Annotated in this window: 21 protein-coding genes; all 21 read right to left on the bottom strand. The window is 61.7% G+C overall.

Going from position 1 to position 20,477, the window contains the following annotated elements; genetic code table 11:
- Nucleotides 1-19 precede the first annotated feature (19 nt).
- The 21 genes from T518_RS04190 to T518_RS04090 all read right to left on the bottom strand — a co-directional run bounded on the left by T518_RS04190 (nucleotide 20) and on the right by T518_RS04090 (nucleotide 20,467).
- Complete coding sequence (locus tag T518_RS04190) at nucleotides 20-1,072, bottom strand: MraY family glycosyltransferase (protein WP_036375723.1); 1,053 nt, start codon at nucleotides 1,070-1,072, stop codon at nucleotides 20-22.
- A gap of 122 nt (nucleotides 1,073-1,194) precedes the next feature.
- A complete protein-coding gene (locus T518_RS04185; protein ID WP_036375721.1) occupies nucleotides 1,195-1,656 on the bottom strand; it encodes a deoxycytidylate deaminase in 462 nt (153 codons plus the stop codon).
- Nucleotides 1,649-2,080 (bottom strand): RuvC family protein, encoded by a 432-nt coding sequence (locus T518_RS04180; protein WP_036375882.1) that lies wholly within the window; start codon nucleotides 2,078-2,080, stop codon nucleotides 1,649-1,651. The genes T518_RS04185 and T518_RS04180 overlap by 8 nt, the downstream gene beginning before the upstream one ends.
- A 134-nt stretch (nucleotides 2,081-2,214) precedes the next feature.
- Nucleotides 2,215-3,495 carry a DUF3084 domain-containing protein gene (locus tag T518_RS04175; protein WP_036375719.1) on the bottom strand — a complete coding sequence of 427 codons (1,281 nt, stop codon included), beginning with the start codon at nucleotides 3,493-3,495 and terminating at the stop codon, nucleotides 2,215-2,217.
- Between the two features lie 51 nt (nucleotides 3,496-3,546).
- Nucleotides 3,547-4,641 (bottom strand): LPS export ABC transporter permease LptG, encoded by a 1,095-nt coding sequence (lptG, locus tag T518_RS04170; protein ID WP_036375718.1) that lies wholly within the window; start codon nucleotides 4,639-4,641, stop codon nucleotides 3,547-3,549.
- 14 nt (nucleotides 4,642-4,655) lie between these two features.
- Nucleotides 4,656-5,375 carry an LPS export ABC transporter ATP-binding protein gene (lptB, locus tag T518_RS04165; RefSeq protein ID WP_036375879.1) on the bottom strand — a complete coding sequence of 240 codons (720 nt, stop codon included), beginning with the start codon at nucleotides 5,373-5,375 and terminating at the stop codon, nucleotides 4,656-4,658.
- Nucleotides 5,376-5,466: 91 nt separating this feature from the next.
- Nucleotides 5,467-6,156, bottom strand: a complete 690-nt coding sequence (locus T518_RS04160; RefSeq protein ID WP_036375714.1) for an LptA/OstA family protein — start codon at nucleotides 6,154-6,156, stop codon at nucleotides 5,467-5,469.
- Entirely contained in the window at nucleotides 6,153-6,716 is a 564-nt protein-coding gene (gene lptC / locus T518_RS04155) for an LPS export ABC transporter periplasmic protein LptC (protein WP_036375711.1), read from the bottom strand. The genes T518_RS04160 and lptC overlap by 4 nt, the downstream gene beginning before the upstream one ends.
- On the bottom strand, nucleotides 6,713-7,627 hold the full coding sequence (locus tag T518_RS04150; RefSeq protein WP_036375709.1) for a lysophospholipid acyltransferase family protein: 915 nt from the start codon (nucleotides 7,625-7,627) through the stop codon (nucleotides 6,713-6,715). Before T518_RS04150 ends, lptC begins: the two co-directional genes overlap by 4 nt.
- 49 nt (nucleotides 7,628-7,676) lie before the next feature.
- Complete coding sequence (locus tag T518_RS04145) at nucleotides 7,677-8,237, bottom strand: KdsC family phosphatase (RefSeq protein WP_036375706.1); 561 nt, start codon at nucleotides 8,235-8,237, stop codon at nucleotides 7,677-7,679.
- 1 nt (nucleotide 8,238) lies between these two features.
- Nucleotides 8,239-9,213 carry a KpsF/GutQ family sugar-phosphate isomerase gene (locus T518_RS04140; RefSeq protein ID WP_036375703.1) on the bottom strand — a complete coding sequence of 325 codons (975 nt, stop codon included), beginning with the start codon at nucleotides 9,211-9,213 and terminating at the stop codon, nucleotides 8,239-8,241.
- A 12-nt stretch (nucleotides 9,214-9,225) separates the two neighbouring features.
- The gene (gene kdsA / locus T518_RS04135; protein ID WP_036375701.1) at nucleotides 9,226-10,050 is read right to left on the bottom strand and encodes a 3-deoxy-8-phosphooctulonate synthase; all 825 of its coding nucleotides are present in this window, start codon (nucleotides 10,048-10,050) and stop codon (nucleotides 9,226-9,228) included.
- A 61-nt stretch (nucleotides 10,051-10,111) separates the two neighbouring features.
- On the bottom strand, nucleotides 10,112-10,846 hold the full coding sequence (kdsB, locus tag T518_RS04130; protein WP_036375698.1) for a 3-deoxy-manno-octulosonate cytidylyltransferase: 735 nt from the start codon (nucleotides 10,844-10,846) through the stop codon (nucleotides 10,112-10,114).
- A gap of 37 nt (nucleotides 10,847-10,883) precedes the next feature.
- Complete coding sequence (gene lpxK, locus T518_RS04125; protein WP_036375695.1) at nucleotides 10,884-13,370, bottom strand: tetraacyldisaccharide 4'-kinase; 2,487 nt, start codon at nucleotides 13,368-13,370, stop codon at nucleotides 10,884-10,886.
- A 15-nt stretch (nucleotides 13,371-13,385) separates the two neighbouring features.
- Entirely contained in the window at nucleotides 13,386-15,116 is a 1,731-nt protein-coding gene (msbA, locus tag T518_RS04120) for a lipid A export permease/ATP-binding protein MsbA (RefSeq protein ID WP_036375692.1), read from the bottom strand.
- 1 nt (nucleotide 15,117) lies between these two features.
- On the bottom strand, nucleotides 15,118-16,266 hold the full coding sequence (lpxB, locus tag T518_RS04115; RefSeq protein ID WP_036375688.1) for a lipid-A-disaccharide synthase: 1,149 nt from the start codon (nucleotides 16,264-16,266) through the stop codon (nucleotides 15,118-15,120).
- Between the two features lie 94 nt (nucleotides 16,267-16,360).
- On the bottom strand, nucleotides 16,361-17,164 hold the full coding sequence (locus T518_RS04110) for an LpxI family protein (protein WP_036375674.1): 804 nt from the start codon (nucleotides 17,162-17,164) through the stop codon (nucleotides 16,361-16,363).
- A 48-nt stretch (nucleotides 17,165-17,212) separates the two neighbouring features.
- Nucleotides 17,213-18,025, bottom strand: coding sequence for an acyl-ACP--UDP-N-acetylglucosamine O-acyltransferase (lpxA, locus tag T518_RS04105; protein ID WP_036375877.1), 813 nt, complete (start codon nucleotides 18,023-18,025; stop codon nucleotides 17,213-17,215).
- A gap of 177 nt (nucleotides 18,026-18,202) precedes the next feature.
- A complete protein-coding gene (gene fabZ / locus T518_RS04100) occupies nucleotides 18,203-18,643 on the bottom strand; it encodes a 3-hydroxyacyl-ACP dehydratase FabZ (protein WP_036375671.1) in 441 nt (146 codons plus the stop codon).
- Between the two features lie 42 nt (nucleotides 18,644-18,685).
- Nucleotides 18,686-19,522 carry a UDP-3-O-acyl-N-acetylglucosamine deacetylase gene (gene lpxC / locus T518_RS04095; RefSeq protein ID WP_036375669.1) on the bottom strand — a complete coding sequence of 279 codons (837 nt, stop codon included), beginning with the start codon at nucleotides 19,520-19,522 and terminating at the stop codon, nucleotides 18,686-18,688.
- A 75-nt stretch (nucleotides 19,523-19,597) separates the two neighbouring features.
- Complete coding sequence (locus T518_RS04090) at nucleotides 19,598-20,467, bottom strand: lysophospholipid acyltransferase family protein (protein WP_036375666.1); 870 nt, start codon at nucleotides 20,465-20,467, stop codon at nucleotides 19,598-19,600.
- Between the last annotated feature and the right edge of the window lie 10 nt (nucleotides 20,468-20,477).

The following is a 20,477-nucleotide window of genomic DNA, read 5'->3' as shown; positions in this document are numbered from 1 at the left end:
ACTGCAAGACCTCCTCTTTTCAGTGCTGGTGTGCAGAATCCTTCATATGGAAGATCCCGAGTTTCTTGGCGCCGATGAGCACGACGGCCACAACGACGCAGACAATCGCGATGGCGATCTGGCTGCTGACTTCCGTCAGGGCCACAGCGCTGAGACCCAAGAGCGCGCTGATGACGTACATCAGCAGGACGGCCTGGCGCTGCGAGAAACCGAGATCGAGCAGACGGTGATGGAGATGTCCCTTATCCGGCTTGAAGATCGGCACGCCGCCGCGGTAGCGGCGCACGATGGCGAACGTCGTGTCGAGGATCGGCAGGCCGAGCGCCAGGATTGGCACGATCAGCGCGATCGTCGCGGCGCTCTTGACGGCGCCGATGACCGAGATGCCCGCGAGCATGAAGCCGAGGAACTGGCTGCCCGAATCGCCCATGAAGATCTTAGCCGGATTGAAGTTGTAGTACAGAAAGCCGAACGCTGCGCCGGCAAGCGCGGCCGTCAGCACGGCGACGAGGATGATGCCCTGCTGCAGTGCCACGAGGAAGATCGTGATGGACGCGATCGTCGAGACGCCTGCGGCGAGGCCGTCGAGGCCGTCGATGAGGTTGACCGTATTCGTCAGGCCGACGAGCCAGAAGATCGTCGCCGGGATGGCGAGGAACTCGAGGTAGATGTAGTCGCCGAACGGATCCGTGATGAAATCGATGCGGACATCAAAGGCAAAGACGAGCACGCAGGCCGCGATGATCTGGCCCAGGAGCTTCACCTTGGCCGGCAGGTTGACGTAGTCGTCGATGAGGCCGACGATGAAGATGATCGAGCCGCCGACCAGGAGGCCAATGATCTCATAGAGCACCTCCGGCGAAACCTCGGTGAACGCCAGGACGCTGAGGATTGCCACCATGAAGGCGACGTAGATGCCGATACCGCCGATGCGCGGGATTGGCTTCTTGTGGACCTTTCTCGCATCCGGGGCATCCATGGCTCCCGTCTTCCCCGCAAGGCAGATGACACCAGGCGTCACCAGCAGTGCCACACCGGCAGCGATGATGAACGCCAACATATAGACTGGCATACAAGCGCACTCCTTTTTCTCGAATACACAGCTGCACTCCTGCGATGCCGCAGGGCATCCAGGGTGCCATCCATTATAACAAACCTATTTTAACGCAAGGCCATGACACTGTCAATCATTTGTCAGTCGTGGATCTCGTCGGGGCGGCAGCTCACGATGCTGCCATCCGTCTCGTAGTAGACAACCCTGGCAAGCTTCGCATTGCGCAGCATGCGGCGGCAGAGCAGGCACGGCTTGCCCGACGCGAGGCTGCCGTCGGCGTTGACGCCGACGATGTAGATCGTCGCGCCCTCCATCGCGGCGGAATCGGCGTTGATGATGGCATTCTGCTCGGCATGGACAGCGACGCAGAGCTCGTAGTTCTGCCCCTTCGGCACGTGGAGGCGCTCGCGCTCGCAGTTGCCCGTATCGATGCAGTTGGCCTCACCGCGCGGCGCGCCATTGTAGCCCGTGCTGATGATGATCTTGTCCTTGACGATGATTGCGCCGTAACGGCGTCGCAGGCAGGTCGCGCGGCGGCCGACGGCCTTGGCGATGTCGAGGAAGTATTCCGTCCAGTCGGGACGCTGCTGTTTCTCATTCATGATGGTAGTCTCCTTTTTGTTCGATGCTTTCTATATAGCGTGATGCGAGGATGACGGCGACGAAGTCGTCGACAGGCTCTGGCGGTACCTGCATGGTCACCGGCAGCAGCCGCCTCCAACCGCGCGGCGGCTTGGCCTTCCAGTACGCCTTCTTGGCGAGGTCCGTCGTCCGGTACTCGTCGATAACCTCGATGCGAAGGTCTGGCAGGGCCTCCTTGAGGCGCGCGCGCGCCTCAAGGCTCGTCGTGCCATTGCCCTCGACAAGCACAGAGAAGCCGTACGACTGCTGCGCCGCCCTGACTTCCTGCTCGAGCTTCGCCGTCTCGATGACGCGCTGCAGGAGGACGCTGCCGTCCAGCGCGAGCACAGCAAAGCCGCACTTCTCGCGTCCGGGATCGAGTGCCGCGATCCGTTCCCGTTCCATGGTGTCCATCGTATCTACAATATCCACGGTGCATTTCCTTTCTTGATTCTCTCTGCTCTTGCTGCCTCGACTGTGCGCCGGACAGCAAAAGGGGCCCTGCACAGGCTGTCGGCCTTGCAGAGCCCTGCTTATCTTCACGGCTGATCTGGCATCTGTTCTTCCTTGATGATCAGGCGCAGCGGTCCGAGCGCGTCCGTATCGCCCTTGGCGTAGGCAGAGAGCACGACCGTGCCGTGCATGCCGTTGATGGCGTTGACGACCTCGTAGAACTGCGCGCCGTCCATGACGCCGATGGAGCCGCGGATCGGATCGGGCAGGATGCCCTTGGCCGATGCCGCCGCATTGACCTCCTTGAGGAAGCTCATGACAGCCTGCTCAGCGCCACCGCTGCCGGCGCCCTTGAGCGCGATTGGACGCGCGAGGATGAACTCGCGGTCCTTGTAGATGATGCTGTTCTTGTAGAGCTCGAGCGAGGCGCGCACTTCCTCGCCGCGCACGAGGTTGCCGGCCGCCACGATGCGCACGACCATGTCCTGCGGACTGCTCGCGATGGCCTGTACGGCCGAATTGTACTCCGGCTTGTAGATCCAGACGTCCTTGTCGGAGACATTGCGGCCAAGGCGCGACGAGACATTGCGGCTCGCAAGCTGCGCCAGTGACTGGAGGTCCTTGTCGACCTCGGCTGCCGGGCGGTTGCCGCGGATGACGCCGCTCGCGATGACCTCGCCGGCGCGGAAGACGATGTCGCCCTCGCGGATCGTCAAGAGTCCGTTGCGCAGATCCTGGTTGCGCGTCTCGAGGTCCTTGTTATCGGCCGTCAGGCTCGCGTTCTTGCCCGTGAGCTCCTCATTCTTGCCGGTCAGCAGCGAATTCTGGCCCTGCAGTGCGGTGTTGGCAGAAGAAAGTGAGCTGTTCTGCTGCCCGAGCTGGTCGTTCTGCGCGACGAGCGCGTCGTTGCGCTGCATGAGTTCAGCCTTTGCGAGCTCCAGGAGGCGGTTGCCCTCCTGCAGGCGCTGCGACTCTGCCTCGAGCTCCTGCTGCTGTGCCTTGAGCGTCTCGACATCCTTGCGCGACTGGTCGAGCGCGTCGTTCGCTTCCTGCTGCTGCTGCTGTGCCGCCTGCAGGTCCTCTGTAGCCTGGTTGAGGCTTGCCTGCGTCGTCTTCATCTTCTGGTTGAGCTTCTCCATGCCGAAGAGCGCCGTGCGCACATTCTGCGAAGCAGCCGCCATGACGCCGAAGGTCAGGGTCGTGATGCATACCCCCGTGAAGATTGTCACGATGATGGATGTATGCCGCGGGCGCAGGCCAAAGATCGACAGCTTCTTCTTGCCAACCTTCGAGCCCAGGCGGTCGCCGATGAAGGCGATGGCTCCGCCCGTGATGATGAGTACGACGATGAGTAGGACACCATACATCCTGTATTTACCACCTTTCCTTGATCTTGGAGCTTGATGATGCGCTTTGGGTCAGCGCGAAGCCCTGCGTATGAGGATGAAGCCCGCGATGAGCCCGACGATGTTCGGGATCCAGACGGCGAGCATCGGCGCGACGGCGCCGCTGCGCGCGAGGGCATTGCCCATCGTCATCAGCGCGTAGTAGAAGAAGATGATGATGACGCTCATCGCGAAGCCCGCCGACGAGCTGTTGCGCGTCGGCTGCAGCCCGAGCGGCACGCCGATGAGGGCGAAGATCAGGCTGGCCATCGGCACGGTGATGCGCTGGTAGAGCTCAGCCTCGAGCTTGTTGGTGTCGACGTACTGCGTCTTCATGATGTTGATCTGCGCGCGCAGCTCCTTCATCGTGAGCTCCTCTGGATCCTTCTGCTCGCGCACGATCTGCTTTGGGTTGGCCTTGATGGGCAGGACCTGCGTGTCAAAGCGCATGCTGTGCTCGCTCTGGCCCTCCGAGATGTCGTAGAGCATGCCGTTGTGCATGATCCACTTGTTCATGCTGTACTCAGCGTACTCCGCGTTCTCGACGTGGCTGACCTTGCCATCTTCATTGAAGTCCTGCATGGTCACGCCCTGCAAGGTCTGCGTGTCGCCGTCATAGCGGCGCGCGTAGACGAGGCGCTGGATCTTGCCGTCCTGGATATCCTTGAGGATGATGTGCTCCTGCGACTTCATGCCGTTGTTGCCCTGGATCTCGTAGTAGAGCACGTTGCGGTAGGCCGTGTTGGCCCACGGCACGACGTACTCGTTGAAGGCGATCGCGCAGATGCTGACGATGAGGCCCATGAGCACGGCCGGTGCCGCGATGCGGTAAAAGCCGATGCCGCACGACTTCATCGCCGTGATCTCGCTCGAGCTCGAGAGGCGCCCGAACGTCAAGAGCGTCGCTAGCAGCATGGACATTGGGAAGGTCCACATGATGACCGACGGCAGGCCGAAGATGAAAATCTTGATGACGGCCGAAAGAGATGCGCCGTAGTCTGTGATGTACTTGGCGATCTTGAAGAGCGTACCCGAACCGATGAAGACAGCAGAGAATGCGCAGATGCCGAAGATGAAGGCCTTGAAGACCTCCCGGAATATGTATTTGTCTAAGATTCTGATGTGCATTTGCTGACTCCCCGTTACAGTGTGAAATTATCGCCGAGGTAGAACTTCTTGGCAACCGGGCTGTTCGCGATCGTCTGGCTGTCGCCCTCCAAGAGGATCTTGCCGCTATTGAGGATGTAGGCACGGTCGACGATCTGCAGCGTCTCGCGGACGTTGTGGTCGGTGATCAGGATGCCCATGCCGCGTTCCTTGAGGTACTGGACGATCTCCTGGATGTCGGCGACGGCCAGCGGGTCGACGCCGGCGAACGGCTCGTCGAGCAGGATGAACTGCGGCTCGAGCGCCAGGCAGCGCGCAATCTCCACGCGGCGGCGCTCGCCGCCTGAAAGCTCCGTGCCCTTGCGCTCGCGCACGTGGCCGATGTGGAACTCCTCGAGCAGTTCCTCGAACTTGTCCTTCTGCTCGGCCTTCGAGAGCTTCGTCGTCTCGAGGATGGCCATGATGTTCTCCTCGACCGTGAGCTTGCGGAAGATCGAGGCCTCCTGCGTGAGGTAGCTGATGCCGAGCGCGGCCCGGTGGTACATCGGCTCATCCGTGATGTTGATGTCCGAGAGGAACACCTCGCCGGACGTCGGGCGCTCGAGTCCGACGATCATGTAGAACGTCGTCGTCTTGCCCGCGCCGTTCGGCCCGAGCAGGCCGACGATCTCCCCCTTGTCCACGCGCAGGGAAACGCGGTCGACGACCGTGCGCTTCTTGAATGTCTTTACCAGATTCCTTGCCTCGATATGCAAAATCGTGCCCTCCAACATACTGCAGCCAGGCGCCGCAGCATCCTCGCTCATCGCTCTATCTTCTCTTGTACCTTTATTTACCTTTATTGCCTTATTTTACCTTAGCTGACCCGTCGTCGGCAAGATAAATCGTCATGCGGTTGCTGCGCATCGTGTTATTTTCCTGTACGGCCCAGGCATTGCCCGTGATGACGGCCTTGCCCTGCTCCTTGCCGTAGTAGTCCATCTGGTCGCCGCCGGCCTCCATCGCGCGCGACGGGCTCACGACATGCGCATTGCCCTCGCCGATGTAGTGCTCGTCCTTGAGCCAGCCGTAGATGCGGTCCGCCGTGAACGTGTCGTCACCGCTCGTGAGCTGGCCGCCGCGGTCGATGACGATGTAGTCATTCTGCTGCGGGAAATAGTCGACCTGCTCACCTGAGAACGTCTTGTCGTCGCGCGAGCCGCGGACATTGCCCTGGGCCATCATGTGCTCCTGGCCGTCCGTCATCAAATAGTCGCAGGTCAGACGCGTGCCCTGATAGACGGCGATGACATTACCCTCGACCGTCGCGGCCTGCGTCTTCGAGTTGTAGGTCGCGCGATTGCCCGTGACGTGCGAGTCGCCGCGCGTCAGGAGCACGTAGCCCGTCGCCGTGGCCTCGCCCGTGCGCATGTCGTATTCGAGCGTGTCGGCATCGAGCGATGCAGGCACTCCCTCTGCTGCGTAGAGCGTGCCCATGTGCAGGGACAGGATGGCTGCAACTGCTGCGAGCATGCCCTTCATTTTCTTGTTCTTCATTTCTGTTCTGCCCCCTCCATGAGTTTCTCGATGTGTGCCTTGCCGGAGATCTTGATCTTGTTGAAGCCGTCCGTGCTGTCGATGCGCTCGCCCCAGGCACGGATCGTGTCATTCGACACCTTCGCCTTGCCGATGGCCGAGAGCATGCCCTGCTCTGCTGTCCATAAGAGCTCATCGCTCGTCAGCTCCGCGCCGTCGCTCGTCGTGATCTGGACGTTGCCGTCGATCTTGATGTCCTTCGTCTCATTGTCGTACGAGCCGTGGTCAGCCTTGACCTCAGCCGAGCGGCCATCTTTCTGGTAGAAGTGGCCCGTCAGGCCTGTCAGCTCTGCATTGCGCGAGTCAATGTCGACATCGATGTGGTCCGCCGTGAGATCCCAGATCTTGACGCCGTCCTTCTCTTCGCTGATCGTATTGTTGTCGTACGACATGATGCGCGGCTGATCGTCATCGGAATGGTCGATCTTCGGCGTCTCCGGCACCGTCCGCACGGCCCAGATGACCACGCAGGCAAAGAACAGGATGCCGAGTGCGACCAATGTCTTCTGCTTGCCATTCATTTCTGCTCGTCCTGCCCCCTTACCGTGTGATGCTTGCCCGTCTTCTGCTGCTCAGGCTTCGTGTTCCAGCGCTTCTGGAACCAGAGCCACTGTGTCGGATTGTCGCGGATGATCTGCTCGACGACCTTCGTCATGCGGGCGGTGAAGTCGAAGAGATCCTTGTCCGTGTCGCCCGTGTCCTCATAGCGCATGACCTCGCCGACGACGACCTTATGCTTGCCGTTCGGCTGGCGCAGGATGAAGGCCGGCACGACGGGGGAATTGAACTTGCGCGCGAATACAGCCGGGCCCATCGGCGTCGCCGCGATGCGGCCGAGGAACGGCAGGAATGCGCCGCCCGGGCCGGCATCCTGGTCGACGAGGAAGCCGAGGATCTTGCCGCTCTTCAAAGCGCGTGCCGCCGCGATGAGCTCGCTCGTGCCGCGCGAGAAAATCTCGACGTGGATTGTCTTGCGCAGGTCGTTGAGCGCGTACGTGTACTGCATGTTCGGCTGCGGCTTGGCGATGGCCGTGACCGGCAGGCCGTTCAATGTGAAGGCGGCCGACAGCCACTCCCACGTGCCGATGTGGCCCGTGACGATGGCAACGCCGTGCCCCTCTGCCAGCGCGTCCGTCAGCCGCTCAAGATGGTCGATCTCGATGTACTCGCCGAAATTCTTCTCGCTCAGATGCGGCATGTAGAGGATTTCCAAGACATTGCGGGCAAGGTTGATGAAGGACAGCCGCACGAGATGGCGGGCTTCCGGCTCCTCGATGCCGAGCGCCGGCATCATCTGCGATACGGCGCGTTCGCGCTCCTTCTTGATCAGGAGATAGTAGAGATTGCCGAGCACCCAGCCGACGGCCATCAGCAGCCGGTATGGCGTGTGGCAGGCCACTTTGCTCAAGAACATCACGAGTTTATACTGCATGAAAAAATGCCTCCAATGCCTTCTGTCTTATGTCTTCGTCTTCGCATACTCACTGGGCAAGGCCGTCCATGCTCGTCTTCGCCTGGAAGCCTGCAACTAGGCCCTGCCACTTGCCCTGCGCCTTGAGGATGAACTCGATGAGCTGGCGCACGGCACCGTGCCCACCCGGATAGTCCGACTGCAGGACGGCGGCCTCGCGCACTTCCTGCACGGCGTCGCCGACAGCTGCGGGGAAACCGACCTGCCCCATGATGGGCAGGTCGACGAGGTCGTCGCCGAAATACGCGATCTCCTCGTCCGCGAGACCCAGCTTCGCCTTGAGGTCTCTGTAGGCCTCGCGCTTGTCGAGATTGCCCTGGTAGACCTCGGTGATGTGCAGCTCCTTGGCGCGGTAGCGGAGGTGCTCCGACTGGCGCCCCGTGATGATGGCCGTCTTCAGGGCCGCGCGGTGCGCGAGCGTGATGCCCAGGCCATCGCGGCAGAAGAAGGGCTTGAAGAGCTCGCCATCAGCTCCGATGTAGATGCCGCCGTCCGTCAGGACACCGTCGACATCGAAGATGATGAGCTTGACTCGTTTTGCGCGCTCCAGCGCATCTTCTTGAAATTCCATATCAGACTACTCCCTGGCGCAGGAGGTCGGTCAGGTGGACGATGCCGACTGGTGCGCCCTTCTCGTCGATGACCGGCAGGACCGTGACAGGGCGTGGCTTGTGCTTCTCCATGACAGAGAGCGCGGCGGCCGCCATCTGCTGCGGTGCGATCGTCAGCGGCTCCGTGAACATGATCTTCTCCACAGCCTCATCGAGGAACTTGTAGTCCTTCGCGAGGGCGCGGCGGATGATGCCGTCGGTGATGAGCCCGACGAATTTGCCCGAATCGTCGACAACCGAGACGGCGCCGAGTCCCTTGTCCGTCATGACGAACAGCGCGTCCTTGACCGTCTTGCCGCAGTGGATCAGCGGGTTGTCCTTGCCTGTGTGCATGACGTTCTCGACCTTCAGCAGCAGGCGGCGTCCGAGCGCTCCGCCCGGATGGAACATCGCAAAATCCTGGCTCGTGAAGTTGCGCTCCGCCATCAGGGCCATGGCGATGGCATCGCCCATGGCGAGCGTCGCCGTCGTGCTGGCCGTCGGCGCGAGCCCCAGAGGGCACGCCTCGCGCTCGACACTGATGTCGATGAAGTGGTCGCTGAACTTACCGAGCTGCGACTCGCGGCGGCCGCACATCGCGACGATCGTCGCGCCGATGCGGCGGATGATCGGCAGGATGTTGACGATCTCCGTCGACTCGCCGCTGTTGGAGATGGCGATGACGACGTCGTTCTCCGTCACCATGCCGAGATCACCGTGGAACGCCTCGGCCGGGTGCAGGAAGAAGGCGGGCGTGCCGGTGCTCGCGAGCGTCGCCGCGATCTTGCGGCCGACATGGCCCGATTTGCCCATGCCCGTGACGACGACGCGCGCCGGGCAGTTGAGGATGCAGTTAACAACGGCGACGAACTCATCGCCGATACGGTCCTTGAGTGCGAGGACCGCCTTGCCCTCGATATCCAATGTCTCGATTGCTGTCTCTTTGATCTTGCTCACGCTATTTCCTCCTCATGCCTGGCGATGGACAATCTTGTGGATGGCCAGGGCATCCGTCAGCAGGCCCTCAAGCTTGTCGAGGTAGACCATGTTGGCGCCGTCCGACAGCGCTTCCTCCGGGTTGTCGTGGACCTCGAGGAAGAGTGCGTCGATGCCGGCACCTGCGGCCGCGCGCACGAGGTACTCGACGTACTCGCGGTTGCCAGAGGACGTCGTGCCATTGCCGCCCGGCAGCTGGACACTGTGCGTGCCGTCAAAGACGACAGGGTAGCCGAGGCTGCGCATGATCGGCAGGCTGCGCATGTCGACGACGAGGTTGTGGTAGCCAAACGAAGCGCCGCGCTCCGTCAAGAGCATCTGCTCACAGCCGCACTCGTGCAGCTTGTCGACGACATTGCGCATGTCCTCCGGCGCGAGGAACTGGCCCTTCTTGACGTTGACGACGCGGCCCGTCTGGGCAGCGGCGTGCAGGAGGTCCGTCTGGCGGCAGAGGAAGGCCGGGATCTGCAGGATGTCGGCCACCTTAGAGACAGGCTCTGCCTGCGTCGTCTCGTGGATGTCCGTCACGATGGGCACATCGAGCGTCTCCTTGATCTCCTGCAGCATCTCGAGTCCCTTCTTGAGTCCGGGGCCGCGGAAGCTGTGGTACGAGGAGCGGTTTGCCTTATCGAACGAAGCCTTGAACACGTAGTTGATGCCGAGACGGCCGCAGATTTCCTTGATCGTGCGCCCGATCAGCAGGCAGCGGTCCATGCCCTCAAGGACACAGGGACCTGCGAGCAGTGCGAGGGGCTCTCCCTCGCCGATCATGAAATTTCCAACCTTGACCTTATTCATGCGTTTCACCTTCCACTTTCTGTTCTGATTGCCATGTGTAAAAGTTCCATACCGGCAGGCATTATCCCTGCATCATCTGGCGATAGATTGCATTGACCTTCTCGAGGTCCTCCGCCGTGTCCACGCCGACAAAGCGGTACGGCGTCTTGATGACCTTGATGCGATAGCCGTTCTCGAGGGCGCGCAGCTGCTCGAGGCTCTCCGCGTGCTCCAAGGGCGTCTCCGCCATCTTGGCATACGCGAGCAAGAAGTCACGCTTGTAAGCGTAGATGCCGATGTGCTTGTAGACGGGCGTGCCCTCGTGACGCGGGTACGGCAGCAGCGAGCGCGAGAAGTAGAGCGCATAGCCCTGCTTGTCCATGACGACCTTGACGTTGTTGGGATTCTGCTGCTCGGACTCATCCGTGATCTCGGTGCAGACCGTCGCCATCTGCAGGTCCGCGTCCCCGTCAAAGGCAGCGGCCAGCTCGTCAATGAGCTTAGGCTCGATGAGCGGCTCGTCGCCCTGAACGTTGATGATGAGGTCGACGTCCTGGTACTTCTCGGCGACTTCGGCGAGGCGGTCCGTGCCCGTCGGATGATCCTTGCGCGTCATGACGGCCTTGCCGCCATGCTGCAGGACAGCGTCGTAGATACGGCTGTCGTCCGTAGCGACGATAGCTGCCGCGACGCGCGAAGCCTTGGCGGCGCGCTCATAGACGCGGCAGATCATGGGTTTGCCGGCAATGTCCTTGAGCGGCTTGCCGGGCAGGCGCGTCGATGCGTAGCGCGCCGGGATGACACAGAGAACATTCATGGGTTTCCTGTCCTTTCTTCTAGTGCACAAGCAGAGATCAGTGGCCAAGGCGCTCGGCCAGGCGCTTCTTCAAGAGATCCGCGAGGCCTTCGCTGCCCTTCTGGAAGTTGACTTCCACGCAGATGACGTAGATCGGGATGGACCACTTCTCGCGGGCCACATCCGCCGGGATCTTGACGGCATCCTTCTCCGTGATGACGATGGCCTCCGCGCCGGCATTTTCGGCCTGCTGGAAGATGTCCGTCATCTCGGACATCGCGTAGTCGTGATGGTCCGGATAGCGCAGGCTCTCGATGATCACCGCACCGAGGTCGGAAAGCGTCTGCTCGAAGGAGGCGGGGTTGCCGATGGCCGAGACGGCCATGATGCGCTTGCCGCGCATCTGCGCGATGTCGATGCCTTGGCTCGCGATGTTGACGTACCACTCCGTCAGCGGGATGAAGCAGCGCGGCTGATGGATGCTCTCGACGATGCGCGCCTCCGGATTGTAGCGGTGCACCGTCTCGCGGATGTAGTCGCAGGAGCCGGCCGCCGCCTGGTCGACCTTCGTCATCAGGCAGATGTCGGCACGGCTGATGTGCGAGATCGGCTCGCGCAGGGTGCCGCGCGGCAGGATGTAGCCGTTGCCGAAGACGTTGACGGCATCGACGAGCAGGATGTCGAGATCGCGCTCGAGTTGCCAATGCTGGTAGCCGTCGTCGAGGATGGCTACCTCCGCCCCGAAGTGCTCCATCGCGTAGCGGCCCGTCTTGGCGCGCTCCGCGCCGATGAGCACGGGGACCTCCGGCAGGTGCTTGGCGAGCATGTACGCCTCATCGCCGGCCTCCGCCGCATCCATGTGCAGGCGCTTGCCGTCGGAGACGATGCCGACCTCCCCGTGCCATTTGGCGCGGTAGCCGCGGTTGAGGATGACGACGCGGTAGCCCATGTCGCGGATGTCACGCGCGAGGCGCTGCGCCGTTGGCGTCTTGCCCGTGCCGCCGACCGTCACGTTGCCGAGGCTGATGACGAAGCAGTCGAGCTTCTGTTTCTGGAAGATGCCGTACTTGTAGCCGGCCAGCTTGATGTTGACGAGCAGGCCGTAGATCAGCGAGAAGATGTAGAGGATGCCCATGATGAGGTGCGGGAAGAGCCCGTCCACCTCTTTACTATGGACAAGGTCGATGAAATAGGTCTGGAAGTTCGTGATCTTCTGGGTAGAGCGCACGTGATGGCGGTTCTCGGGACTGCTCTCATAGCTCTCGAGCATCTGGTGGAGCAGGATGGCCGACTTGCGCGAAGCGCCCTTGTTCTCGCGCACGATGGCGCGCGTCTCTTCCTCCATGCGGTGGCGGTGCTCCGGCTCGTCGAAGAGGCGCGTGACCTGCTTCGCGAGTTCCTCGCCGTTCTTCACGGTCAGGCAGGCGTCGCGGTTCTTGAAGAGCGCGTAGGTGTCCTTGAAGTTGAACATGTGCGAGCCGACGATGATGGCTTTGCCGTGCGCGGCCGGCTCGAGGATGTTGTGGCCGCCGTGCGGCACGAGGCTGCCGCCGACGAAGACGACATCGCCGATGCTGTAGACCTTGCCGAGCTCACCGATCGTGTCGAGGATGACGATGTCCTCATCCTGCGGCGCTTCGTTCTGGAGCTTCGTGCGCGTCGTGACCGAAAAGCCTGCCTTGCGGCAGAGGTGGACGACCTCCATCGTGCGCAGGAGCTCGCGCGGCGCGATGACGAGGCGTGCGTGCGGATGCGTCTCGCGCACGGCCTTGAATGCCTGCAGCACGGCCTCCTCCTCGCCGCGGTGCGTCGAGCCGGCGAGGAAGATGCCATCGTTCTTGGAAAGGCCCATTTCCTCGATGATCTTCTGCTTCTCCTCGGGACTGACATCGGTGTACGTCTGGTCGAACTTCGTGTTGCCCGTGACAGTCACGAGCTCCTGCGGTGCGCCGAGGCGCATGATGTACTCCGCATCGATAGGCGACTGCATCGCGAAGAGCTTGACCGTCCCGATCATGTTGCGCAGCAGGCTGTGCAGGTGCTTGTACTGCTTGACGCTCTTGTCACTGATGCGGCCGTTGACCATCATGACCGGCACGTGGATCTTGCGCGCCGTGCGCAGGAAGTTCGGCCAGAGCTCCGTCTCGACCGGCAGGAAGACGCGCGGGCGGATGCGCCGCAGCACGTGGCCGGCCAGCCACGGCAGGTCGAGCGGGAAGTAGATGATCGCATCAGCATCCTTGATGATGCGGTTGGCCATCTCGTAACCGCTCGTCGTGACGACAGAGACGAGGATGGGGCTCTTCGGGAACTCCTTGCGGAACTCCTTGATGAGCGGACTCGTCGCGACGATCTCGCCGACAGAGGCCGCATGAACCCAGATGCAGTCCTTCTTCTCCACCTTGTCGAGAGCGTGTTCGGGGAAGAAGCCCAGGCTCTGCCGGATGCGTTCGACAAAGCCTTTCTCACGCACCGAGCGGACCATGAACATCGGGATGATCAGGATCACGATGATGATGGCCGCTATATTATAGAGTAGTTGCATATCCTCTTCCCCTTCTTACGCGTTTTTCTTGTTGAACTGGATATTGTAGAGATAACTGTAGAGGCCACCCATCTTGAGCAGTTCCTCGTGAGTGCCGTGCTCCTTGATGTGACCGTTGTCGATGACGTAAATCTGGTCGGCGTTGAAGATCGTCGAGAGGCGGTGTGCGATGACGAAGGAAGTGCGGCCGACCATGAGCTTGTCGAGGGCCGCCTGCACGATCTTCTCGCTCTCCGTGTCGAGCGCCGACGTCGCCTCGTCGAGGATCAGGATCTGCGGGTTCTTGAGGATGGCGCGCGCGATGGCCATGCGCTGGCGCTGGCCGCCCGAGAGGTTGAGCCCGCGCTCGCCGATCTTCGTGTCGTAGCCGTTCGGCAGTTCGCGGATGAAGCCGTCGGCATTGGCGGCCTTCGCCGCTTGCTCGACTTCCTCGTCCGTCGCATCGAGGCGGCCGTAGCGGATGTTCTCGCGCACCGTCGTCGAGAAGAGCATTGTCTCCTGCGGCACGATGCCGATCTGCTCGCGCAGCGACGAGACGGTGACATCGCGGATGTCAAAGCCGTCGATGGAGATACTGCCTGACGTCACTTCGTAGAAGCGCGGGATCAGGTTGGCGATTGTCGACTTGCCGGCGCCGCTCGGGCCGACAAAGGCGATCATCTGGCCGGGCTTCACTTCGAGGCTGACGTCGGAGAGTGCCGGCACGCCCTTCTTGTACTCGAAAGAGACGTGGTCGAAGACGACGTGCCCCTTGACCTTCGGCAGTTCCTTGGCGTCCGGCTTGTCCGTGATCGTCTCCTTGAGGTCGATGACGGCGAAGACGCGGTCGACGGCGGCCATCGCGCGCTGCAGGTTGCCGTAGACGCGCGAGAGGCGCTTGACCGGGTTTGCGAGGTTGACAGCGTACGTCAGGAAGGCGACGAGTGCACCGGCCGTCATCTCGCCGTTGACGACCTCGTAGCCGCCGAACCAGATGATGACCGTGACCGAGATGGCCGCGAGGAACTCAACGGACGGCGTCAAGAGGCTCGTGAGCTGGACGTTCTTCATCGCCGCCTGGAAGTTGAGCTCATTCTGGCGGCAGAAGCGCTTGATCTCGTAGTTCTCGCGCACGAACGACTTGACGACGCGGATAGACGAGACGCTCTCCTGCAGGAGCGAGGTGATGTCGGCCATGCGCTCCTGGATGACCGTGCCGTTGCGCTTGATCTTGCGCCCGAAGATCTTCATGGCCTGGCCGACGAGCGGGATGATGACGAGCGTCAGGATGGAGAGCTTCCAGTCGAGCACGATCATCATGACGAGCGAGCCGATGAGGATGGATCCCTCCGTGACCATCTCGATGAGCTGGTCGACGAGTGCCGACTGGATGGCCGCTACATCGTTCGTGATGTAGCTCATGACCTCGCCCGTCTGATGGCGGTCGAAGTAGGCCATCGGCATGCGCTGGAACTTGCGGAACATGACCTCGCGCACATCGATGATGACCTTCTGGCCGATGAACGAGACGAGGTACGACTGCCCGTAGAAGAAGATGCCGCGCAGGAGGAAGACGACGATGATGCCGACGCAGATGAGGTTGAGCATCACCATGTCCTTCTCGGCCAGCACCTTATCGATCATGTCCTTGATGATCCAGGGCAGGTAGAGGTTGGCCGCCGCCGCCATGATGATGCAGAAGATGGCCAGTATGAGCTGCTTGACATATGGCCGCATGTATTGGAGCAGCCGCTTGTAATTCTTCATGTTATTCTCCTGAATGTCGTTTGTCGTGTGCCGCCTCGAGTATCTTCGCCGCCACGCGGCCCGCAGCGCCCGGAGGGCCGAGACGCTTGCAGGCCTCGATCAGCTTTGCGCATGTCTTCTCCCTGGCGCTCTCGCCGCGGTAGAGGCGCGAGAGCTCGCGGGCGATGCGGTGCGGCTCCACCTCGTCCTGCAGGAGCTCCGGCTGGATGGTCTCGCCGAGCAGGATGTTCGGCAGCGTGAAGTGCTCGACGTGTACGAGAGCGCGCCCGATCATGTAGTTGAGCGGCGCGAGCCGGTAGAGCGAGACGCACGGCAGGCCCATGAGGGCTGCCTCCATGACGACCGTGCCCGAGGCCGCTGCCGCCACATCCGCAAGCCCCATGAGCGCATAGCGGTTCTCGTGCGTGAGCTGGACTTCTGCGCCGTGCTCTGCCACGAGCTGCTCGATGAGCGGCTCATACGAGGCGGCCGCGACAGGCAGGAAGAATTTCGTCCCGGGGCGCTTGGCCGCGAGCAGTTTCGCCGCCTCGAGCATGGCGGGCAGCAGCATCGTAATCTCCTGGCGGCGGCTGCCCGGCATCAGGAGCACGGCGTGGTCACCCGGCGCGATGCCAAAGAATGCGCGCGCCTCCGCCTCGGGGATCTCTGCCTTGACCGTATCGACGAGCGGGTTCCCGAGGAACGAGATGTTGGCGCCGGCTACCTCGTAGACGGGCAGCTCGTGCGGGAAGATCGCGACGAAGGTGTCGGCGAGCGCCGCGCACTTCTTCGCGCGGCCCTTGCGCCAGGCCCAGGCCGACGGCGGGATGTACGAGAAGACGGGGATGCCGAGCTTCTTGGCGCGCTTCGCGAGGCGCCAGTTGAAGTCCGGGTAATCGATGAGGACGAGGAGGTCCGGGCGCTCCTCCTCCATGTACGCCGTCAGGTCGTCGAGGAGCCTGAGGATGCGCCTGAGGTTCTTGATGACCTCCCAGACGCCCATGACATTGTAGTCCGCGAAATTGCGGAAGAGCTTCACACCCGCGCGCTCCATGCGCGCTCCGCCAAAGCCGATGAGCTCGGTATCGGGTGCCTGCTCGAGCACGGCGCGCGCGAGGCGCTCCCCGTGCAGGTCGCCCGACACCTCGCCGGCTGACATCATGATCTTCATCCACAAACCTCCTCAGTCCCACACCCATAAGAAAAGCCGAAAAGACGCGAGGATACCAGCATTCCTGGTTCCGCCGCGTCTCACAATCACACACTTAGATGGCTGCAATCGTTATGTTATTGGCCTCTGCCAGTGCGAGCATCTCCTCACGCTCGACGAGGAGCGTCTTGTCGGCCTCGATTGCCAGAGCCGTCGCCCCGACATCCACCATGCTCTGGATGGTCGCGAGTCCGACAGTCGGCACATCGAAGCGGTCATCCTGCTGCGGCTTGGCGACCTTGGCAACGACTGCGCCGCCGCGCGCGAGCTGACCGCCGCGGTGGATGCAGGCATCCGTGCCCTCGATGGCCTCGAGCGCCATGACGGCCATGTTCTTGACGACGGCTGTCTGGCCGACATCGAGGCGGCCGATCTCCTTGGCCATGCGGAAGCCGAACTCCATGTCCTTGCGTTCCTCAGCCGTCGGCTCGCGCTTCGTGATGACGCCGCGGTGCGGCATCAGGCGGCGTATGAGCGCCGTCTGGTCAAAGGCCTGGATGCCAGCCTTGGCGAGTTCCCGCACGAACATCATCATGATCGTGTCGTCCTTGCGGTCCGGCAGCTCCATGATGAGCTTCAGCATGCGAGCGTCCGGCTGCACCTTGCCCGAGAACAGCAGCTCCTTCGTGACCTTGCCGATCATCGTGACCTTGCTGACCTGGTGTTCCTTGAGATAGTTCAGCACGGCATCGAGATGCGCGATGCTGATGGACTGGCAGTCCGCCGTGCATTCCTTGAGCTCTGCGTCCGTCTCCGGCAGCAGAGCGACGGCATAGACCTCATAACCGAGGAGCTTTGCCGCCTTCGCACACTCAACTGGCAGTTTGCCGGCGCCGGCCAGCAATCCGATTCTTTCCATAACGATTCCCCCGAAATTCCTACTCCCTCATCTCAGTCCTGAGCGCTTTCAGTCGCGCTCTCTGCGCTCGCGGCAGATGCCGCGCTCTGCATTGCGCAGGAAGCGCAGGAAATGCTCGACCTCTTCGCAGGAATCGACTTCCTGCTCGATGACGGCGATTGCCTGCTGCAAGCTCAGGCCCGAGCGATAGAGCAGCTTGTATGCCTTCTTGATGTTGCGGCGCGCCTCTAACTGGATGCCGGCGCGCGAGATGCCGACGGCGTTGAGGCCGACGACCTTGGCCGGCTGGCCATCGACGATCGTGTACGGCACGACATCCTGCGTGAGCTTCGACATGCCGCCGACCATCGCATTGCGGCCGATCTTGACGAACTGGTGGACACCAGCCATGCCGCCGATGACAGCGCGGTCCTCGACGACAGCGTGGCCCGCGAGGCTCGCGAGGTTCGACATGATGACGTGGTTGCCGACGACGCAGTTGTGCGCGACATGCGTGAGCGCCATGAGCAGGCAGTCGTTGCCGACGCGCGTCTCCTCACCCTCACCTGTCGCACGGTGGATTGTCGCACCCTCGCGGATCGTCGTGCGGTCACCGATGACCGTGTAGCTCTTCTCTCCGCGGAACTTGAGGTCCTGCGGCTCCTCGCCGATGGACGCTCCCTGGAAGATGCGGCAGTCCCTGCCGATCTGGGTCCAGCCGTGGATGACGACGTGCGGGCCGATCTTCGTGCCTTCGCCAATCTCGACATTCTCGCCGATGACCGAGTAAGGCCCGATCTCGACATTCTCTGCGATCTTTGCACCTGGCGCGACCACAGCTGTTTCATGTATATTTGCAGTGACCTTGTTGTCCGTATTCATCTGCTCCAACTCCTTAACCTTCCTCCAATGCCGGTCCTGGCCGGCCAGTTTGCTCTGTCCTTTTCTATATACTCCTGAATACCCTCATCATTCCTGTATCTCATTTGACTGCAAATCTGGGCGTTTTTCGAGTTGAACAAAGACTACATGCGTTTAGGCAATTGATAGAGGCAGAAATCAAAGATCTTCGCCCTTTTTCAATGCAAACTTGAAATCTGCCGAAGCAGCGAGTTCGCCGTCGACATAGCCATCGCAGTGGAGCAGGCCGAAGTCACCGCGCGTGCGCACGAGCTGTGCCTTCGTGACGAGCTGGTCGCCCGGCACGACCTGGCGCTTGAACTTGACGTGCTCCATACCGCCGAACAGTGCGATCTTACCGCGGTGCTCTTCTGGATAGAGCATGGCGACGCCGCCGACCTGTGCCATCGCCTCGAGGATCAGGACGCCCGGCATGATCGGGTGGCCCGGGAAGTGGCCCAGGAAGTGCGGCTCATTCATCGTGACATTCTTGATGCCCGTCGCCGACTTGAACGGCTCGAGCTCGATGATGCGGTCGACGAGCAGCATCGGCGGGCGATGCGGCAGGATCTTCTGGATCTCGTTGATATCTAATTCCATGATTTCTCCCTCTTCCTTTAAAACGTTGTCAGGATGTGTTTCTTACCGATTTGCATAAGCAGCAGCGATCTTCTTCGCCAGCTGTGTGTTGAGCGCGTGGCCCGATGCCGCGGCGATCACATGGCCGCGGATGATGCCGGCGAGGCGCAGATCACCGATGACGTCGAGGATCTTGTGGCGCACGAGCTCATCCTCGAAGTGGAGCGGATTGAGCCAGCCCTCATCGTTGTAGACGATGACGTTCTCGAGCGAGCCGCCGAGGCCGAGGCCCATCTCGCGCAGCGCCTGGATCTCCTTCTCGTAGGCGATCGTGCGGGCCGGGGCGATCTCCTTGTGGTAGACCGCCTCATCGATGTGGAAATCCTCGTACTGGACACCGATCAGCTTGTGCGGGTTCAGGGATGTGAAGCTCACACGGAAGCCGTCGTACGGCAGGACCATGACGAAGCGGCCCGTCTTCTCGTCGTCGATGCGGTAGACCTTGTCGATGACGATCTCCTTGCGGTCCTTCGCCTGCTCTGCGATGCCGGCCTTTGCCATGAGCTCGAAGAAGACAAGCGAGGCACCGTCAGCCACCGGGGGCTCTTCCGAGTCGAGCTCGACATAGGCATTGTCGATGCGGTGCGCGTGGAAGGCGCTCATGAGGTGCTCGATCGTGAATACCTTGTGGCCGTCCTCCTCCACCGTCGTCGCGCGCAGCGTCGACGTGACATTCTCCGCCTTCGCGTGGATCTGCGGTGCCCCCGGAAGGTCCGTGCGCACGAAGACAATGCCCGTGTCCTCCGGTGCCGGCTTCAGCGTCGCATGGACCTCACGGCCGGAATGCAGCCCGATGCCCGTATAAGAGATTTCCGTCTTCAATGTTCTCTGTTTCTGCAAAATCATACCTCCTGCCGTAATGTGCCTCTTTATATTGTACAAAACAATTGTCTGCGATGCAAGTCACGATGCAGGTCAGTATTCTTCCCGCATGGACTTCCAGCGGTCGTGCAGCCAGAACCATTCCTCCGGGTAGCGGCGCACATGGTCCTCGATGCACTTCGTCAGGACCTGCGTCGTCCTGCGGATGTCCTCGCGCTTGTCCTTCGTCTTCTCGACAAAGACGGGGTCCTGCACGATCAGTGTGTGGAAGCCGTGCTCGTCGCGGTGCATGAAGGCCGGGAAGATTGGCACGCCCTGGAAGCGCGCCATCGAGGCAGCCCCCGGCACACAGTTCGTCGGCTTGCCGAAGAAGTCAAGCACGATGCCGCTGCGGCGGTTCGTGTCCTGGTCCATGATGAGGCCGATGGCCCAGCCCTTCTGCAGCATCGCGAACATCTCGCGCACGCCCGTCTTGTAGGTGATGTGCATGCCGATGAGCGTGCGATACTCGTTGATGAAGCGGTCGGCACCCGTCGACTTCTGTTTCATCGCGACGCCGACGAGCGGGATGCCGGCCTGCGCGAAGGCGCCGCCCATGAGTTCCCAGTTGCCGCTGTGCGCCGCTGCGATAATGCAGCCCTTGCCGAGAGCGAGGCCGCGCTCGAGCTTGTCGAGGCCCTCGATGCGCACGTAGTCCGCGATGTGCTTGCGGATGACAGGGAAGCGCAGGACCTCCATGAGCATCGGGCCGAAGCGGACGCTGCTCGCCTTTGCGAGGCGCTCCGCCTCCTGCTCGCCGACGCCGAGGCACATCATGATCTGGTCCTTCGCGAGCTTCTTGCGACGCTTCGGCACGAAAATCCAGGCAAAGGCGCCCAGGGCCCGGCCGATGGTCTCACAGGCTCCGCGCGGCAGCAGGCAGCAGATCTTGCTCGCCGCCTTCAACAGATAATATGACAACATCCTTTTCCCC

The sequence above is a fragment of the Mitsuokella jalaludinii DSM 13811 genome, from assembly GCF_000702905.1.
Lineage (GTDB): Bacteria > Bacillota > Negativicutes > Selenomonadales > Selenomonadaceae > Mitsuokella > Mitsuokella jalaludinii.
This window is presented reverse-complemented; position numbering and strand designations above follow the sequence as displayed.

Excerpts from the sequence above, each read along its gene's own strand:
- T518_RS04090 (WP_036375666.1), bottom strand. The coding sequence starts at position 20,467 with ATGTTGTCATATTATCTGTTGAAGGCGGCGAGCAAGATCTGCTGCCTG.
- T518_RS04160 (WP_036375714.1), bottom strand. The coding sequence starts at position 6,156 with ATGAAGAACAAGAAAATGAAGGGCATGCTCGCAGCAGTTGCAGCCATC.
- T518_RS04180 (WP_036375882.1), bottom strand. The coding sequence starts at position 2,080 with ATGGAACGGGAACGGATCGCGGCACTCGATCCCGGACGCGAGAAGTGC.
- T518_RS04185 (WP_036375721.1), bottom strand. The coding sequence starts at position 1,656 with ATGAATGAGAAACAGCAGCGTCCCGACTGGACGGAATACTTCCTCGAC.
- lpxK (WP_036375695.1), bottom strand. The coding sequence starts at position 13,370 with ATGCAACTACTCTATAATATAGCGGCCATCATCATCGTGATCCTGATC.
- T518_RS04110 (WP_036375674.1), bottom strand. The coding sequence starts at position 17,164 with ATGGAAAGAATCGGATTGCTGGCCGGCGCCGGCAAACTGCCAGTTGAG.
- T518_RS04150 (WP_036375709.1), bottom strand. The coding sequence starts at position 7,627 with ATGCAGTATAAACTCGTGATGTTCTTGAGCAAAGTGGCCTGCCACACG.
- kdsA (WP_036375701.1), bottom strand. The coding sequence starts at position 10,050 with ATGAATAAGGTCAAGGTTGGAAATTTCATGATCGGCGAGGGAGAGCCC.
- T518_RS04175 (WP_036375719.1), bottom strand. The coding sequence starts at position 3,495 with ATGTATGGTGTCCTACTCATCGTCGTACTCATCATCACGGGCGGAGCC.
- lpxA (WP_036375877.1), bottom strand. The coding sequence starts at position 18,025 with ATGAATACGGACAACAAGGTCACTGCAAATATACATGAAACAGCTGTG.
- kdsB (WP_036375698.1), bottom strand. The coding sequence starts at position 10,846 with ATGAATGTTCTCTGTGTCATCCCGGCGCGCTACGCATCGACGCGCCTG.
- lptG (WP_036375718.1), bottom strand. The coding sequence starts at position 4,641 with ATGCACATCAGAATCTTAGACAAATACATATTCCGGGAGGTCTTCAAG.
- T518_RS04145 (WP_036375706.1), bottom strand. The coding sequence starts at position 8,237 with ATGGAATTTCAAGAAGATGCGCTGGAGCGCGCAAAACGAGTCAAGCTC.
- msbA (WP_036375692.1), bottom strand. The coding sequence starts at position 15,116 with ATGAAGAATTACAAGCGGCTGCTCCAATACATGCGGCCATATGTCAAG.
- lpxB (WP_036375688.1), bottom strand. The coding sequence starts at position 16,266 with ATGAAGATCATGATGTCAGCCGGCGAGGTGTCGGGCGACCTGCACGGG.
- fabZ (WP_036375671.1), bottom strand. The coding sequence starts at position 18,643 with ATGGAATTAGATATCAACGAGATCCAGAAGATCCTGCCGCATCGCCCG.
- lptC (WP_036375711.1), bottom strand. The coding sequence starts at position 6,716 with ATGAATGGCAAGCAGAAGACATTGGTCGCACTCGGCATCCTGTTCTTT.
- T518_RS04190 (WP_036375723.1), bottom strand. The coding sequence starts at position 1,072 with ATGCCAGTCTATATGTTGGCGTTCATCATCGCTGCCGGTGTGGCACTG.